We start from the raw sequence: 17,828 nt of genomic DNA, 5'->3' as shown, positions 1-17,828 counted from the left end.
TTAATGTTCAAATGATAGAAAACATTAAATTTACAACTTCAAATAAAATTCAATGTCAGAAATTATTGACTTCCTTTTTGGACAATACAGAACCTACGAAACCGTAGATATTGTTCTAGAAATTATTGCCGTTATTTTTGGTTTTTTATCTGTTTGGTATTCTAAACAAAATAAAATTTGGGTGTTCCCAACAGGAATGGTTAGCACAGCTATTTTTGTGTATTTACTTTTAAAATGGAGTCTTTTAGGAGATATGATGATAAATGCATACTATTTTATAATAAGTATTTACGGTTGGTATATTTGGACTTATAAAAGTGATGGGGAACACGAAACACCAATTACCAAAACTACTTTAAAAGAAAAAAAATTAAGTGTTTTCATTTTTATTGCAACACTTATTTTTGTATATGCAGTGTATACTTATTTTGAAAAATGGACGAGTTGGACTGCTTATGTTGATACAATTACTACAGCAATTTTCTTTGTAGGAATGTGGTTAATGGCAAAACGAAAAATAGAAAATTGGATTTATTGGATTATTGGAGACATTATATCTGCCCCTTTATATTTTTATAAAGGATTTACTTTTACCAGTTTTCAATATTTAATATTTACATTTATAGCAATATTTGGTTATTTAGCATGGAAAAAAAGCTTAAACAAAAACCTATCAATATCTTAAAGGTAGTTTTATTTGGACCTGAATCTACAGGAAAAACAACTCTTTCTAGACAATTAGCGCGTTATTATAATACGGTTTGGGCACCAGAATTTGCCAGAGAATACCTACAAAACAAATGGAATAACGAACGTAAAACATGTGAAAAGGAAGATTTAATTCCGATTGCTGTTGGACAAATGAAACTAGAAAACAAATTGGCAAAAAAAGCCGATAAAGTTTTAATTTGTGATACCGATTTACTAGAAACTAAAGTATATTCAGAAGAATATTACGGAGGATTTGTTGATGAAAACTTAAACAAAGGGGCAAACCAAAATCAATATGATTTATACCTATTAACCTACATAGACACACCTTGGGAAGAAGATGATTTACGAGATAGACCAGAATTGCGTTTAGAGATGTTTCTTGCCTTTGAAAAGGCTTTAAAAACACATCATAAAAACTATATTTTATTAAAAGGAGACAAAGAAACTCGCCTAGAAGAAGCAACAAAAGCAATTGATAAAATGATTGCTGAAAAAGAAAATTTATACTCTTTCTCTGACACCCTAATTGATTTAGATATGCATTTTTTACATCAAAATATAGACGATTTTGGTAATTCTTATGACTATTAATGAATTCAGAAGAAATTGTAAAAGAACTCTATTTTAAAGCTATTAAAAGTTCTGGTGCTGGTGGGCAACATGTAAATAAAACTTCTTCTAAAATTGAACTAACCTTTGATTTAAATACTTCAAATGCTTTATCGGATATAGAAAAACAACTTCTATCTCAGAAACTATCTTCTCGATTAACTAAAGAAAATATACTTATTTTAGCTTGTGATGAGAGTCGTTCTCAACACAGAAATAAGGAGGTTGCAATCAAACGTTTTCTAGAATTATTAAAAACCAATTTAATTCGCCCTAAAAAAAGAAGACCTACAAAACCGAGTAAATCTTCTGTTAGAAAGAATACCGAAAAGAAAAAAAGAGCTTCATTAAAAAAAACTTTAAGAAAAAAACCTAAACTCGATTAAGAATTCATTTTTTGTAAATATTCTCCCATTTTTTGATGCACAACATTGACTGCTTTTAAAGGACGAATCATTACTTTAATTTCTTTTAACTTTCCTTCTTTAGTAAATTTAATCATATCTATTCCTTCTACAGAAATTCCATCAATTTCAGTCACAAATTCTAGCATAGCATTTTCATCATCACAAACTTCTCTAACATACTTAAAGTTATTATTAGCAATAATTTCTGCAGCAGCCATTAAATACATACTTACCATAAAACTTCCTTCAATTGGTTTAAAAACAATTGGAGAATATAAAACAGCTTCATCATCTAAAAAATCTCCTAAATTTTCGTGGTTTTTATTTTTTACAAATTCATGCCAAGTTTCCAATCCTTTTAAAGTGTTCATCTTATATTTTTTTAAGTTAAAAATCAAATCTACAAAAAAATGATTTAGTTGTTTTCTAATTCAAAAATCCAAATTACATTTGCACCGTTCTCATAAAGGGGTGCTTTAAAAGGCTGAGATCATACCCAATGAACCTAGAACAGGTAATGCTGTTTAGGGAAATAATAGTATCAAAATTGATGCTATATAACTAATTATTCAATATTAATCACAAGAATAATTACCTCTTTTTATTCGTTTTAATTTTTTTAAAATGAAAAAAATTACCATTTTTTTATTCTTGTTTGTAAGCTTACTTGCAAACGCCCAGACATTTACACTTAAAGGAAAAGTAGTAAATGAAAACAATGAACCTTTACCAGGAGCTACTATTTTGGTAAAAGAAAGTACAAAAGGAACTTCCTCTGATTTTCAAGGGATATTCACACTAAACCTTACAAAAGGAAACTACACTATTAAAGTATCTTTTCTAGGTTACAAGACCGTTTCGAAAGAAATTTCATTAACAAAAAATGAAGATATTACTTTTTCTTTAGAAACAAATTCAACTATTTTAGAAGAGGTTTTAGTTTCTGCGGTTCGTGTAAATGCAGATGTTCCTGTTACGTTTTCTAACTTATCTAAAAAGGAAATCTCAAAACGTAATTTAGGTCAAGATATTCCTATTCTGCTAAACTATATGCCTTCTGTAGTTTCATCATCCGATGCTGGTGCAGGCGTTGGTTACACTTACATGAGCGTACGTGGTTCTAACGGAGAACGAATCAATGTAACTGTTAATGGAATTCCATATAACGACGCAGAAAGTCATGGTTCTTTTTGGGTAAACTTAAGTGATTTTGCTTCTTCTACTCAGAACTTACAATTGCAACGAGGAGTTGGAACATCAACCAACGGTTCAGGTGCTTTTGGCGCAAGTTTAAATATTTTAACCGATGCAGTTTCTGATGAAGCTTCTGCAGAAATATCAAATTCATTTGGTTCATATGCTACAAGAAAACACACTGTAAAATTTAGTACAGGAAAAATAAATGATCATATAGAAATTGCAGGACGTTTGTCTAACATTTATTCTGATGGTTATGTAGACAGAGCTTATTCTGATTTAAAATCTTACTATTTACAAGGAAGTTATTCCGATGAAAATACGTTGATTAAAGCGATTACTTTTGGAGGAAAAGAAAAAACCTACCAAGCTTGGGAAGGCTTAACAGCTAATCAATTAAAAGAAAACAGAAGGCAAAACCCATATACTTACGAGAATGAAGTCGATGATTATGACCAAAACCATTATCAATTGCATTGGAATGAAAAACTAAACGAAAACTGGTCTACAAACTTAGGCTTAAACTACACAAAAGGTTCAGGTTTTTTTGAGCAGTACAAAGAAGATAGAGATGCTGCCGATTACAATAATTTAATTATTGATGGTACAGACGTAATTGTAAGACGTTGGTTAGACAACAATTTTTACGTTGTAAATTTCAACACAAATTACAAAACAGAAAAACTAAATTTTATTACTGGAATTTCATATTCTAATTATTCTGGAAATCATTTTGGTGAAGTAATTTGGGGAGAAGACTTAGCTCCAAACGTAAACATAAGAGATCGTTATTATTTTTCTGATGCAAAAAAAATAGATTTTTCGATTTTTGCAAAAGCTACTTTTGAAATTAACGCAAAGCTTTCTGCTTATGCAGATGTACAAGGGCGATTTGTAAATTATCAAACAAAAGGGATTACCTCTAAAATAGTACCTATCGATGTAGATACAAACTTTAATTTTTTTAATCCAAAATTTGGTTTAACATATAGAATTAACCAAGATAATAATTTATACACTTCTTTTGCCGTAGCAAATAGAGAACCAAATAGAAATGATTTTGAAGGAGGAGTAACAACTCCTGAAACTTTAAATGATTTAGAATTTGGTTGGCGTTTAAAGAAAGAAAACATCAAATTAAATACCAATATTTATTATATGAATTATAAAAATCAATTGGTATTAACAGGTGCCATAGATGGTGTTGGTGCACCTATAAGAGCTACTTCTGGTAACAGTTATCGGTTAGGTCTAGAAATAGATGCAGATATTACTTTATCTGATAAATTTTCTATAAAACCTAATGCTGCTTTTAGTACAAATAAAAATAAAGATTTTTTTGCTCAAATTGATGGGAAATTACAAAACTTAGGAAACACGAATTTATCTTTCTCTCCTGATGTTGTTCTTGGAAACATTTTTGTTTATCAGCCAAAAGAAAATTTACAAATTTCATTTTTATCTAAATTTGTAGGAAAACAGTATATGAGTAATTATAGTAGTAAAATTTCTAAAGATGATATTTTAAAAAGTTTTTTTACTTCTGATTTAAATGTTGTTTATGAAATAACACCAAATAAGATTTTTAAATCTATTGTGTTTTCTGCTTTAGTAAACAACATATTCAACAAAAAATATGTAGATAGAGGTTACTATTACACATATGATGACACTTGGTCTACTCCAGGAAACACAACAACTATAGATGGCGCTGGTTATTATCCACAAGCCACAAGAAACTTCTTAATTGGAGCTACATTGAAATTTTAAAAAAACTTCATTTATAGTCCTTTTTAAGTCAAAAACAATAAAAATAAGCCATTTTTTAGCAAAAATGGCTTATTTTTTGTACTTTTGGCATCTATGAAAACATCTACAATTTATCAAAATCGAAATACTAGAATCTATAACTTTGGTTTTAGTGTCTTCAAAAATCAGTCTGATAAATTTATTCCTCCAGCTTTCTAGCTACTATTTTTGCACTTTTTCTGCAAAACTTTTTACTTCACATTATTTATTCTAAAAACAATCATTGGAGTGTATTTATATGCATTCCCAAAAACTAATATTATGAAAATAATTAAATTTAAAAGAAACACAAAACACGAAAAATATTATTCATCTGCAATGGGAACCTTAAATTCTAGAGTTACCTATATCAAAAAATATGTTTTAGGTTTCCCTATCAAAACAATTCATAAATATAGAGAAACCTATTATGGAGAAGTTAAAAATTGTGATGATTGCAACTTATTTATTTAAAATAAATTAACTTAGACTTTCACAAAAAGTACTGAGACTTTTATTTTAAAATCTTATCAATGAGAAAAAAAACTCTATTTCTACTTATTTCTATAATTGGTCTTTTCATATTATATAATATATCTGCTCCTCAATCTAATTTTTTTGAACACTATAAAAAGAATGATATAGCTTCAAAAACCTTAAGAGAATTTCAAAACAGAAAAACAAAAAAGATAACTGTTAATTCCGTTTCCTGGCAATATTTATCAACAGGAAAAGGAACAAAAACAATTGTTTTTTTACACGGAATGGGAGGCGCTTATGATTTGTGGTGGCAACAAATAAACTATTTTGAAAATGATTTTAAAATTATTACCTATACCTTACCAGATGAAATTGATAATTTAAATGATGCTTTAGCAGGAATTAAGTCGATTTTAAAGGAAGAAAAAGTTGATAAGTTTATTGCTGTCGGAACTTCTATGGGAGGATATATTACACAATACATTTTAAAATCAATCCCAGAAAGAGTTGAAAAAGTTGTGTTTGGAAATACTTTTCCACCAAATGAAGATTTACTAAAAGATAATTTATTAAAAAGTAAAATTATTCCTTTTTTACCAGAAATTGTAATCTCTAAATTAGGAGACAAAACATTAAAAGATAAACTGCTACCAGCCGCAAAAAACGATACGCTTTTAGCTTGTTTTTTACCTTCGTTACCCTTTTCTAAAAAGAGTTTTATAAATAGGTTTAAAGTAGTTGTAGATCCGTTTACAATTAATTCTACAGAAAATAAATATAAACAGATTTCTAAACTTATTATAGAATCTGATAACGATCCTTTAATACCTAAAAAATTAAGAAAAGAGATAAAAGAGTTGTATCTAAATGCAAAAGTTTACACCTTTCATAATGAAGGTCATTTTCCATATATAAACGCTTCAAATGAATACAATAAGGTTTTAGATTATTTTATAAACGATAAAACACCTAAACTTAAGTAAACAAAAAACCTGAAGAAAATTCCTCAGGTTTTTTTTATATAATATCTTATAGTGTGATTAGTTTTCTTGCTTCCATTTATTATAACCTCCTAAAACATTAACAATTTTATAGCCTTTTTCTTGCAACATTTTGGATGCTTTTAAACTTCTGCTTCCGCTTCTACAATACAAATAAACCACTTTGTTTTTATCTATTTGTTTTGTAGCATCTGTATAAAAACTATCACTATAAAAATTTGCAAACAAAGCTGTTTCTATAAACCCTTGTTTCGTTTCTTTTGGCGTTCTAACATCTATTAGTTGTATTTTTTCTTTCGCCAATAAATCTTTTAATTCTGATGTTGTTATCGATTTTATTTCTTGAGAATTACCACATGAGATAAAAAACAAACTCAAGAAAAAACAAGTTATTACTTTTTTCATTTTATGATTTTAAAGTTGACGGACAAACTGTTGCTGTTCTTTTGATATTGGTTTTTTTTATTTCGTCATAACCCCCAGCAACATCTATTACGTTATGAAATCCACGAGCTTTTAAAATTGACGATGCAATTACAGAACGATAACCACCAGCACAATGCACATAAAAATCTCCTTTTTTAGGAAATTCAGAAATATGATTGTTTAGAAAATCTAAAGGTGTATTTTCTGCAACTTCTATGTGTTCACTAGTATATTCTCCAGGTTTTCTAACATCAAAAACAACTGCGTTTTCTCTTATTTTTTCTTCTAAAACAATTGCAGAAACAGATTCTAAAGTATCCACTTCTTTATTTGCTTTCTTCCAAGAATCGAAACTCCCATCTAAATAACCCAATACATTATCAAAACCAACTCTAGACAAACGAGTTATAGTTGTTTCTTCTTCTCCTAAAGGGGTTACTAATAAAATTGGTTGTGTCACATCTTTTATTAAAGCGCCAACCCATGGTGCAAATGTGCCTCCTAACCCAATAAAAATTGATTGTGGAATAAATCCTTTTATAAATTCTGATTGATGACGAACGTCTAAAATAATAGCATCCGTTTCATTAGCAATCAATTCAAAATCTAAAACCGACAATGCTCTTGCACTGTTCTTAATAATTTCATCAATTGACTTATAACCTTCTTTATTCATTTTAACATTTAACGGAAAATATGCAGGAGGAGGTAATAAACCATCTGTAACTTCTTTAATAAATTCTTCTTTAGTCATGTCTGCTCTTAGCGCATAATTGGTTTTCTTTTGATCTCCAATAGTTCCTACAGTTTCTTTACTTAGGTTTTTACCACAAGCAGAACCTGCGCCATGTGCAGGATAAACAATAACATCGTCTGCTAAGGTCATTACTTTATTGCGTAAACTTTCATATAAAAATCCGGCTAAATCTTTTTCTGTGATATCTCCTTTTTGTGCTAAATCGGGTCTTCCAACATCTCCTAGAAAAAGTGTATCTCCACTAAAAATAGCAAGGTCTTTTCCTTCTTTATTTTTCAGCAAATAACAAGAACTTTCCATTGTATGTCCTGGAGTGTGTAATACTGTTATTGTTAAATCACCAACATTAAAAACTTGTTGATCTTCTGCTATAATTGCTTCGAAACTTGTTTTAGCTGTTGGGCCATATACAATTTCTGCACCTGTTTTTTCTGCTAGTGTTACATGACCACTAACAAAATCTGCATGAAAGTGGGTTTCAAAAATATATTTTATTTTTGCATTGCTCTTGCTAGCTTTGTCAATATAATCTTGCACTTCTCTTAATGGATCTATAATTGCTACTTCACCTTTACTTTCTATATAATAGGCTCCCTGTGCTAAACAACCTGTGTAAATTTGTTCTATTATCATGCTTTAATTTCTCTATTTTTAAACTTCAAAAAAACATTATAAACCATATATTTAAAATGATATTTATCAGTAACATTTATAATTATTTGTATGCTTGATGTATATATTTTGCATACTTTTCTTGATGTTTTCTATCTCCTGTTTTATAAAATCTAACAGCTTGATTTACTTTCATAAAGAAGTGATTGATACCTATAATATCTAAAATTCCACTTCTAAAAAAATCATCTCTTACTGGTCCTTTAACTCCCGCAAAATAAAAAACTACTCCTTTTTTCTTATAGTACTTAATGCGTTCTTTTAACATTTCTACACCTGTACTATCTACTCTATTAATACTCTCTGCGTCTAATACAATCAATTTTAATGCCTTTCCTTTTTTAGCTGCCATTTCGTCTAAATTATCTCTAAAATAATTCGAATTTGCATAAAATAATTGTGCATCAAACCTAAACACTAAAATATCATCTTCAATAATTACTTCTTCAAAACGATTTTTATTTCTGTAAAAATTAGAATCTGGAACTTTTCCTAATTCAGTTACATAAGGTCTTGAAGTTCTAAATATTAAAACAACTAATGACAAACCTACACCAACTATGATTCCGTACTCAATTCCAAAAAAAAGTGTTCCTAGAAAAGTAGCAATCATTAACCAAAAATCTAAAATATTTGCTTTCCATAAAAAAGCTGCTTCTTTAAAATTTATCAAACCAAAAACTGCTACGATAATGATTGCAGCTAAAACTGTTTTTGGCAAATGGTAAAAAAGGGGCGTTAAAAAAAGTAAGGTTATCATCACCATTACTACAGAAACTAATGCTGCCATTCCCGTTTTTGCGCCGCTTTCTTGATTTATTGCAGAACGAGAAAAACTTGAAGTAGTAGGATATGCTTTGAATAATGATCCTACCATATTTCCTAATCCTAAAGCAATTAATTCTTGATTTGGTCTTATTCTATATTCATCTTGTTTGGCTTCTAAAGATTTTCCTATAGAAATGGTTTCTAAGTAACCTACCATTACTAAAGTTAGAGCAATGGGTAACAATTGTTTTATTTGTTCTAAATCGAATTCTGGAATTCCAAATTTAGGTAAACCTGAAGGAATATCTTTTACAATAGACACATCTGAAAAACTATTTCCAAAATATTTCATGGAAACAATACCAAGAACAACAACAATAAGTGCATTTGGAATTTTCTTATTAATTTTTCTAAATACTATAATAATAAACATAGATATTACACCTATAGTAGTCGTATGCCCGTTAAATCTTAAAATTTGACGCCAAATATCTTCAACTATAACGTGAATTTGATCGCTTTGAATAAAATCTACACCTAATAAATTTCTAAATTGATTAAGTCCAATAATTAATGCCACAGCAGATGTAAATCCTGTAATAACTGGTCTAGATAAAAAATTAACAATAAACCCTAAACTAAAAATTCCTAAAATAAATTGAATGGTCCCAACCATTAACGCCAATAAAATAGCAATAGAAATATAACTATCAGAACCTGCTAAAGCCATTGTAGAAACACCTGTTGCTACAATTAAACTATCCATGGCTACAGGTCCAATTGCTACTTGTTTTGATGATCCAAAAATAGCATAAATAACTTGTGGCATTAGCGCACAATACAATCCATAAATTGGAGGTAAACCTGCAATTAAAGCATAGGCTATTCCTTGTGGAATTAAAATAATACTAACAGTAATACCAGCAACTAAATCTCCTCTAAAAAGATTTTTTTTATAGTTAGGTAACCATTCTAAGATTGGTATTATTTTTTTAATATTCATCTTTTAAAATAATTCTCCTTGATTTTTTTCTTTTGTTCTTCCTAGGTGTTTATAAGCCAATTCGGTAACCTCTCTTCCTCTTGGTGTTCTCATAATAAACCCTTGTTGAATTAAAAAAGGTTCATATACTTCTTCTATGGTTTCAGTATTTTCACTAACGGCTGTAGCTATTGTGCTAATACCAACAGGACCTCCTTTAAACTTATCAATAATGGTTGCTAATATTTTATTATCCATTTCATCTAAACCATGCGCATCTACATTTAATGCTTTTAAAGCATATTTTGCAATTTCTATAGTAATGCTTCCATCTCCTTTTATTTGCGCAAAATCTCTAACTCTACGTAGTAAGGCATTTGCAATTCTTGGAGTTCCTCTACTTCTTCCTGCAATTTCAATTGCAGCTTCCATAGAGATAGGAACTTTTAAAATAAAGGCACTTCTTTGAATAATAGTTGTAAGTAATTCTGTTTTGTAGTAATGCAATCTGCTACTGATTCCAAAACGAGCTCTCATTGGCGCTGTAAGCAAACCAGATCGGGTTGTTGCTCCAATTAAGGTAAAAGGTTCTAAATTGATTTGAACAGTCCTAGCATTGGGGCCAGACTCAATCATAATATCAATTTTATAATCTTCCATTGCAGAATATAAATACTCTTCTACAATTGGGCTTAAACGATGAATTTCATCAATAAATAAGACATCCCTTTCATCAAGATTCGTTAACAAACCTGCTAAATCTCCTGGTTTGTCTAAAACCGGTCCTGAGGTTACTTTAATTCCAACTTGTAATTCATTTGCTAAAATATGAGCTAACGTTGTTTTTCCTAAACCAGGAGGACCATGAAATAATGTATGATCTAAAGCTTCATCTCTTTGATTAGCAGCTTCAACAAAAATCTTTAAGTTATCAATTGCTTGATCTTGTCCTGTAAAATCTTCAAAAGAAAGTGGACGTAATTTTTTTTCTACATCTAAATCTTCAGTTGATAAGTTGTCGTTTTCAGGATTCAAGTTCTCATTCATAGATACAAAGATAATATTATTTGAGGTACATTTTTGGTATGTTTTGTTACATAACAAAAAAACCTTTCCAAAAATATGGAAAGGTTTTTATTAAATTATATAAAACATTATTTATGATGGTTCTTCACCATCTAATAAAGGTGTTGTTTGTAACACAAAGTCTTCTCCATGTAAAAAGTCACTGTCATCATCATTTGGATCTACACGTTTACTATAATCGTATGCCCATCTGTGAACTTCAGGAATTTTACCTGGCCAGTTACCATGAACATGTTCAATAGGTGTTGTCCATTCTAATGTATTTGATCTCCAAGGATTTTGGGTTGCTTTTTCTCCTCTATAAATAGAGATAAAGAAATTTGCTAAAAATATAATTTGAGCTAAACCACCAATCAAGGCAAAAATTGTAATTACAACGTTGATATCTGCTAAATCATCAAATAATGGAAAATTTGTATTTGTATAGTATCTACGTGGTAAACCTGCCAAACCAATAAAGTGCATTGGCCAGAAAACACCATAAGCACAGATTATTGAAATCCAAAAGTGCCAGTAACCTAATGTTTTATTCATCATTCTTCCATACATTTTAGGGAACCAATGATAAACACCCGCAAACATACCAAAGATGGCAGAAACTCCCATTACTAAATGGAAATGCGCAACAACAAAATACGTATCATGTACATTAATATCTAAAGCAGAATCTCCTAAAACCAATCCTGTTAAACCACCTGTTACAAATGTTGAAACCAATCCGATAGAAAATAACATGGCAGGATTTAATTGTAAATTCCCTTTCCATAAGGTAGTAATATAGTTAAATGCTTTTACCGCTGAAGGTATTGCAATTAATAAAGTTGTAAATGTAAATACAGAACCTAAAAATGGGTTCATTCCAGAAACAAACATATGATGTCCCCAAACAATTGTAGATAAAAATGCAATTGCCATAATAGAACCAATCATTGCTCTATAACCAAAAATAGGTTTTCTAGAGTTTGTTGATATAATTTCTGATGTAATACCCAAAGCAGGTAATAAAACAATATATACTTCTGGGTGACCTAAAAACCAAAATAAATGTTCAAACAATACTGGTGAACCACCTTGATAATGTAAAACTTCTCCAGAGATAAAAATATCTGATAAATAAAATGACGTACCAAAACTTCTATCAAAGATCAACAATAATGCTGCTGATAATAATACAGGGAAAGAAACAACACCAATAACTGCAGTGATAAAGAAAGCCCACATTGTTAATGGCAATCTTGTCATTTTCATTCCTTTTGTTCTTAAGTTGAAAATTGTAACAATATAGTTTAATGATCCTATTAATGATGAAGCAATGAATATAGCCATAGAAACTAACCATAAAGTCATACCTAAACCAGAACCTGGAATTGCTTGAGGTAAGGCACTTAGAGGAGGATATACTGTCCAACCTGCTGATGCAGGTCCCGCTTCAACAAATAAAGAAATCACCATGATTATACTTGATAAAAAGAATAACCAATACGATACCATATTTAAGAAACCAGAAGCCATATCTCTAGCTCCAATTTGCAATGGAATTAATAAGTTAGAAAATGTACCACTTAAACCTGCAGTAAGTACAAAGAATACCATAATGGTACCATGAATTGTTACAATTGCTAAGTAAATATCTGGATTCATAACCCCATCCGTTTGATGGTGCCCTAAAAACGCTTCAATAATAGAAAACGATTTTTCTGGCCATGCAATTTGCATACGAAATAACATAGACATAAAAACTCCAATAATCCCCATAAATATACCAGTTATTAAGAACTGTTTAGAGATCATTTTATGATCTTGACTAAAAATATATTTAGTTACAAATGTTTCTTTATGATGATGTTCTGACATAATCTTTTTATTTGTAGTATCTTTTAATTTAATTATTTAATAACTGATGCTAAAGTTGGTTGTTCTGCAATCCACTTGTTGTATTCTTCTTCCTCTACAACTGTAATTTTCATTTGCATATTATAGTGAGAAGCTCCACAAATTTTATTACATAATAACAAATAGTCGAAAACGTAAGGGTCTTCTCCTTTTTCTTTTCTTATTTTGTTAATTCCTGCAGTTTTTTCAATTACCTCAGATTGTTGTCTCATTTCTTCAGTAGTATACTTAGGAGTAAAACCGAATTGTGTTACCATACCAGGTACACAGTTCATTTGTGCTCTAAAATGAGGCATATAGGCAGAATGTAAAACATCTTGAGAACGAAATTTAAAGTGAACTTTTCTACCTTTAGGTAAATATAATTCAGTTACATGTTTATCGTCTAAAGCATTTTTATCTGTCATATCAACCCCCATTGTGTTAATACCTTTTATGTAATTTACATTTCCATATCCTAATGTATTGTCTTCTCCAGCGTAACGTGCGTCCCATCTAAATTGTTGAGCATAAACTTCAATTACAATAGCATCTTTATCATCAGACAAGTCCATGGTATTATTCCACTGCCAAAGACCATAACCAATTAACACCACTAAAACGGCTGCAGGTGTAACGGTCCAAATCAATTCTAATTTATGACTATCTGCATAAAATTTAGCCTTTTGACCTTCTCTTCCCCTATATTTAAAGGTAAAGTAAAAGATTAAAAACTGCATTAAAAATTGCACAATACCAATTAACCAGAATGTAATATCAAATAGATTATCATCGTGTTCTCCTTCAATAGAAGCAGATTCTGGTAACATTATTACATTCATGAAAATTAAACAATAAATCATCATTCCATATAAAAATGCCATGAATGCAAGGGCTAATTTTCCTTGTGTAGCGTTGTCCTTATTGGTAGCTATTGAACTTCTTAAGTTCATGATTCTGGTTATTTGCCAAAAACTTACTCCTATTGCAACAACTATAAAAATATAAAATAGAGCTAACATACTTATCTCGTCTTAATTATTTTAATTCAATTATTTATTAATGATGATCTCCTGATCCTTCTCCTCTGTGTTCGATGTTATAGTAGTGAAAGTGTTCACTCTCTTTTAAGAATGGATTTCCAACTGGTATAGGATTTGCTTTTGCAAATGCACTAAAAACAGTAAAAATAAATACTCCTAAAAAGAATAACAATGCACTAAATTCTGTAATACCAAAAGACCAATGTGCTCCTACAGTTGCAGGCATAACCATTACAAAAACGTCTACATAATGTCCTAACAATATTACAACACCTCCTATCACAACAAACCAAGGAATACTTTTAAAATCGCTATTTAATAATAACAATATTGGAAAAACAAAGTTCATACCTAGCATTCCAATAAAAGGTAATTTATATTCTTCAAATCTCATAGCAAAATATGTAGTTTCTTCTGGAATATTTGCATACCAGATTAACATAAACTGAGCAAACCATAAGTAGGTCCAGAAAATAGAGAACCCAAACATAAACTTAGCCAAATCATGAATATGACTATCATTCACTGCTGGTAAAAAACCTTTAGAACGTAAATAAATAGTAACAAAAGCGATTGCTGTTAATGCACTTACTAAAAAACCTGATAATACATACCATCCAAATAATGTAGAGAACCAGTGAGGATCTAATCCCATAATCCAATCCCAAGACATCATTGATTCGGTTAACATAAATAAGAAGATAAATCCAACAGAAACATTATAGTTTAACTTGTAAGTTTTATTAGCATCATTTGCAGTATCTTCTTTAATAGAATTTCTACGAATAAACCATCTATATGCATTCCATATCAATAAATACACAACACCTCTAATAGTCCAATCTGGAATATTCATCCACCAAGATTTACCATCTATAATTGCATCATAATTTTCATGACCTGGAGTAAAAGTTCCTTCTGCCATCCATGGAAATATATGATTCATATGCATAATACTTGCTACAATAAAGAGTAACATAAAAATAGAAGTTGGTACTAAGTTGGCTGTTATCGCTTCCATCACTCTAAATAGAACAACAGACCAAGCCGATTGCGCTACTCTTTGCGATGCATAAAAAGCTAAAACAACTAATGAAATTCCTAAAAAGAAAAACAAAGCTACATAAACTGCAGACCAAGGTTTATTTTGTAATTGATGAAAAACATGCTCGTCATGAGCTGCATCATGATGTTTGCCATGAGCATCTGCAGAAACATGAGCTTTATTTGCATCATGATTTTCGGTTGCATGTTCAATTTTTTTAGCATCTTCATGTAAAACTTCATGACCGTTGCCATGAGAGTCTACTTGTTGTGCTATAATGTCTTTAGCTTCTTCTACTGTTTTTGGTGCAGTAAAAAAACCATATGTAATTCCTAAAGCGCCTAAAAGAATTAGAGCTAATGAGAATGTTTTTAATTTACCAGAGAATTGATACATATCTTTCGTATTCTTTCTTTTTGTAATTATTTTGCTAAATCTGAACGTAAATGTTCTACGTATTGTACTATTTGCCAACGTTCTGTGTACGTTAATTGAGAAGCATGAGATCCCATTAAACCTTTACCATACATAATTACATGATAAATAGTTCCTGCGTTTACATCTCTATCTTTATAGTTTGGAATTCCTTCAAACTTTTCTCTTTGTGACAAAACTCCATCACCATCTCCTTTTTTACCATGGCAAGATATACAATAAATATCGTACATTTTTTTACCATTTTCTAAATTAGCTTCTGTAGCTTCTAAAGGATTGGTTAATTCTGCTTTTGCTTTATCGTAACCTTCGTTAGTGTTAGGAATATCATAAGTGGGATGTCCTCCTCTTGCAATTGTTCCTGCAACTGGTTTTAAGTTAACTGGTTTACCGTTTAAACCTTCAGCACCATTTACATCATAAGGTACAGATACATACATATCTGGCATATATTGTAATTTTGGTGTACGTTTATTACAAGATACCAAACTTGTAAATATTACTAAAGCGATAATTAATTTAAAATTCTTCATTATCTATAAATTAGTGCTTGTCTACTATATTAATTTCTACAGCTCCTGTTTTTTGTAATAATGCGGTTAATTCATCTACATTATTATGTACAGGGATTTCCATTAAGAAATGATCATCTGTAGTTCTAGGATCTGGATTTTCAGCTTCTTTAAATGGCCAAATTCTACTTCTCATATAAAAAGTAATTACCATTAAATGGGCTGCAAAAAACACGGTTAATTCAAACATAATTGGCACAAAAGCTGGCATATTTTCTAACCAAGAAAAACTAGGTTTACCTCCAATATCTTGTGGCCAATCTTGAATCATCATATAATTTGTCATCCAAATAGCAAAACATAACCCAGTGATCCCATAAAAGAAAGCTGTAATAGCTAATCTTGTAGGAGCTAAGCCCATTGCTTTGTCTAATCCATGCACTGGAAATGGACAAAATACTTCTTCAATATGATGATGTTTTGCCTTTACAGTTTTCACTGCATCTAACAAAATCTCGTCATCCGTATAAAACGCGTGAATAACTTTTGATGATTCCATAATTATTCTTTATCTTTTTTATCTGATTCACCCTCTAAGTTTGCTATTTTAATAGCAGGTTTAGTTGGTATACCTTGTTCACTTCTCTTCTTGTAAAACTCACCAGAAGATTTCAATATTGTTTTTACTTCTGCTTGCGCAATAACTGGGAATGTTCTTGCATATAATAAAAATAATACAAAGAAGAACCCAATAGTTCCAATAAAGATACCTACGTCTACAAATGTTGGTTCAAAACGCCACCAAGTAGATGGTAAATGACCTTTACTTAATACAATTGCAATAATATCAAAACGCTCAAACCACATACCAATATTAATAAATATTGATATAATAAAAGACCAAATAAAACTTCTTCTAATCTTTTTAAACCATAATATCTGTGGTGTTAAGATATTAAAGAATAATAAAGAATAAAATGCCCAAGCATATGGTCCAGTTGCAGCACCTACTGATAAATATGTGTAATTTTCATAAGGCGAACCTGTATACCAAGCTATAAAGAACTCGGTTGCATAAGCTACAGCAACAATTCCACCAGTTAAGATAATAACAATGTTCATATATTCCACATGCATACGTGTAATATAATCTTCCATGTTTGTAACCTTTCTCATTATACCTAATAAGGTTTGCACCATAGCAAATCCTGAAAAGATTGCCCCAGCTACGAAATAAGGAGGAAAGATTGTTGAGTGCCAACCTGGATTAATAGATGTAGCAAAATCCATTGATACAATTGTATGTACAGAAAGCACTAATGGCGTTGCTAAACCGGCAAGTACTAAAGATACTTCTTCAAAACGTTGCCAATCTTTTGCTCTACCAGACCAACCAAAACTTAATAAAGCATATATTTTCTTTTGGAAAGGTTTTACGGCTCTATCACGAATCATTGCAAAATCTGGTAATAAACCTGTCCACCAGAAAACTAATGATACAGATAAATACGTTGAGATTGCAAAAACATCCCACAATAGTGGAGAGTTAAAATTTACCCACAATGATCCAAATTGATTAGGAATTGGTAATACCCAGTATCCATTCCATGGTCTTCCCATGTGAATAATAGGAAACAATCCTGCTTGAAAAACAGCAAAAATGGTCATTGCTTCTGCAGAACGGTTAATTGCCATTCTCCATTTTTGACGGAATAATAAAAGCACTGCAGAAATTAATGTTCCTGCGTGACCAATACCTACCCACCAAACAAAGTTGGTAATATCCCAAGCCCATCCAATGTTCTTGTTTAATCCCCAGACTCCAATACCAGTTCCAACTGTATAGAAGATACATCCAAATCCCCAAAGCATTGCTGCTAAAGAAATATAAAATGCTATATACCAATTCTTATTTGCTTTTCCTTCTATAGGCTTTGCAATGTCTTCGGTAATATCGTGATAACTTTTATCACCTAATACTAAAGGTTCCCTTATAGGTGCTTCGTAATGAGACATATTCTTATATCTTAAATT

17 protein-coding genes are annotated in these 17,828 nt (G+C 30.4%); 6 read left to right on the top strand and 11 right to left on the bottom strand.

Annotated elements, in window-relative coordinates:
* The first annotated feature begins 52 nt into the window (after positions 1–52).
* The 3 genes from pnuC to arfB are packed head-to-tail and all read left to right on the top strand — an operon-like array spanning position 53 to position 1,709.
* Positions 53–685 carry a nicotinamide riboside transporter PnuC gene (gene pnuC / locus MC378_RS06100; protein WP_242177863.1) on the top strand — a complete coding sequence of 211 codons (633 nt, stop codon included), beginning with the start codon at positions 53–55 and terminating at the stop codon, positions 683–685.
* On the top strand, positions 646–1,305 hold the full coding sequence (locus MC378_RS06095; RefSeq protein ID WP_242177862.1) for an AAA family ATPase: 660 nt from the start codon (positions 646–648) through the stop codon (positions 1,303–1,305). The genes pnuC and MC378_RS06095 overlap by 40 nt, the downstream gene beginning before the upstream one ends.
* The gene (gene arfB / locus MC378_RS06090; RefSeq protein WP_242177861.1) at positions 1,305–1,709 is read left to right on the top strand and encodes an alternative ribosome rescue aminoacyl-tRNA hydrolase ArfB; all 405 of its coding nucleotides are present in this window, start codon (positions 1,305–1,307) and stop codon (positions 1,707–1,709) included. The genes MC378_RS06095 and arfB overlap by 1 nt, the downstream gene beginning before the upstream one ends.
* On the opposite strand, the gene MC378_RS06085 is transcribed toward arfB, so the two are convergent.
* Positions 1,706–2,101 carry a hypothetical protein gene (locus tag MC378_RS06085; protein WP_242177860.1) on the bottom strand — a complete coding sequence of 132 codons (396 nt, stop codon included), beginning with the start codon at positions 2,099–2,101 and terminating at the stop codon, positions 1,706–1,708. The two genes, arfB and MC378_RS06085, sit on opposite strands and share 4 nt — an antisense overlap.
* Positions 2,102–2,354: 253 nt before the next feature.
* On the opposite strand from MC378_RS06085, the gene MC378_RS06080 reads away from it, so the two are divergent.
* The 3 genes from MC378_RS06080 to MC378_RS06070 all read left to right on the top strand — a co-directional run bounded on the left by MC378_RS06080 (position 2,355) and on the right by MC378_RS06070 (position 6,178).
* Positions 2,355–4,697 (top strand): TonB-dependent receptor, encoded by a 2,343-nt coding sequence (locus MC378_RS06080; protein ID WP_242177859.1) that lies wholly within the window; start codon positions 2,355–2,357, stop codon positions 4,695–4,697.
* A 300-nt stretch (positions 4,698–4,997) separates the two neighbouring features.
* Positions 4,998–5,189, top strand: a complete 192-nt coding sequence (locus MC378_RS06075) for a hypothetical protein (RefSeq protein ID WP_242177858.1) — start codon at positions 4,998–5,000, stop codon at positions 5,187–5,189.
* A 59-nt stretch (positions 5,190–5,248) separates the two neighbouring features.
* A complete protein-coding gene (locus tag MC378_RS06070; RefSeq protein WP_242177857.1) occupies positions 5,249–6,178 on the top strand; it encodes an alpha/beta fold hydrolase in 930 nt (309 codons plus the stop codon).
* A 57-nt stretch (positions 6,179–6,235) separates the two neighbouring features.
* On the opposite strand, the gene MC378_RS06065 is transcribed toward MC378_RS06070, so the two are convergent.
* The 10 genes from MC378_RS06065 to nrfD all read right to left on the bottom strand — a co-directional run bounded on the left by MC378_RS06065 (position 6,236) and on the right by nrfD (position 17,810).
* Complete coding sequence (locus MC378_RS06065) at positions 6,236–6,601, bottom strand: rhodanese-like domain-containing protein (RefSeq protein ID WP_242177856.1); 366 nt, start codon at positions 6,599–6,601, stop codon at positions 6,236–6,238.
* 1 nt (position 6,602) lies between these two features.
* On the bottom strand, positions 6,603–8,012 hold the full coding sequence (locus tag MC378_RS06060) for an MBL fold metallo-hydrolase (RefSeq protein WP_242177855.1): 1,410 nt from the start codon (positions 8,010–8,012) through the stop codon (positions 6,603–6,605).
* Positions 8,013–8,094: 82 nt separating this feature from the next.
* Positions 8,095–9,822 (bottom strand): SulP family inorganic anion transporter, encoded by a 1,728-nt coding sequence (locus tag MC378_RS06055; protein ID WP_242177854.1) that lies wholly within the window; start codon positions 9,820–9,822, stop codon positions 8,095–8,097.
* 3 nt (positions 9,823–9,825) lie between these two features.
* Positions 9,826–10,848 carry a Holliday junction branch migration DNA helicase RuvB gene (ruvB, locus tag MC378_RS06050; protein ID WP_242177853.1) on the bottom strand — a complete coding sequence of 341 codons (1,023 nt, stop codon included), beginning with the start codon at positions 10,846–10,848 and terminating at the stop codon, positions 9,826–9,828.
* Positions 10,849–10,959: 111 nt separating this feature from the next.
* A complete protein-coding gene (locus tag MC378_RS06045; protein WP_242177852.1) occupies positions 10,960–12,741 on the bottom strand; it encodes a cytochrome c oxidase subunit I in 1,782 nt (593 codons plus the stop codon).
* Between the two features lie 32 nt (positions 12,742–12,773).
* Positions 12,774–13,781: a cytochrome c oxidase subunit II gene (locus MC378_RS06040; RefSeq protein ID WP_242177851.1), complete on the bottom strand. Its 1,008-nt coding sequence runs from the start codon at positions 13,779–13,781 to the stop codon at positions 12,774–12,776.
* Positions 13,782–13,818: 37 nt separating this feature from the next.
* A complete protein-coding gene (locus MC378_RS06035; RefSeq protein WP_242177850.1) occupies positions 13,819–15,243 on the bottom strand; it encodes a quinol:cytochrome C oxidoreductase in 1,425 nt (474 codons plus the stop codon).
* A 26-nt stretch (positions 15,244–15,269) separates the two neighbouring features.
* Positions 15,270–15,815: a c-type cytochrome gene (locus MC378_RS06030; protein ID WP_242177849.1), complete on the bottom strand. Its 546-nt coding sequence runs from the start codon at positions 15,813–15,815 to the stop codon at positions 15,270–15,272.
* A gap of 10 nt (positions 15,816–15,825) precedes the next feature.
* Positions 15,826–16,353, bottom strand: a complete 528-nt coding sequence (locus MC378_RS06025) for a DUF3341 domain-containing protein (protein WP_242177848.1) — start codon at positions 16,351–16,353, stop codon at positions 15,826–15,828.
* Between the two features lie 2 nt (positions 16,354–16,355).
* Positions 16,356–17,810, bottom strand: coding sequence for an NrfD/PsrC family molybdoenzyme membrane anchor subunit (gene nrfD / locus MC378_RS06020; RefSeq protein ID WP_242177847.1), 1,455 nt, complete (start codon positions 17,808–17,810; stop codon positions 16,356–16,358).
* Positions 17,811–17,828 lie beyond the last annotated feature (18 nt).

Source organism: Polaribacter marinus (assembly GCF_022662535.1).
GTDB lineage: Bacteria > Bacteroidota > Bacteroidia > Flavobacteriales > Flavobacteriaceae > Polaribacter > Polaribacter marinus.
The sequence above is the reverse complement of the archived record's forward strand: the minus strand, read 5'-3'. Positions and strand labels throughout refer to the sequence as shown.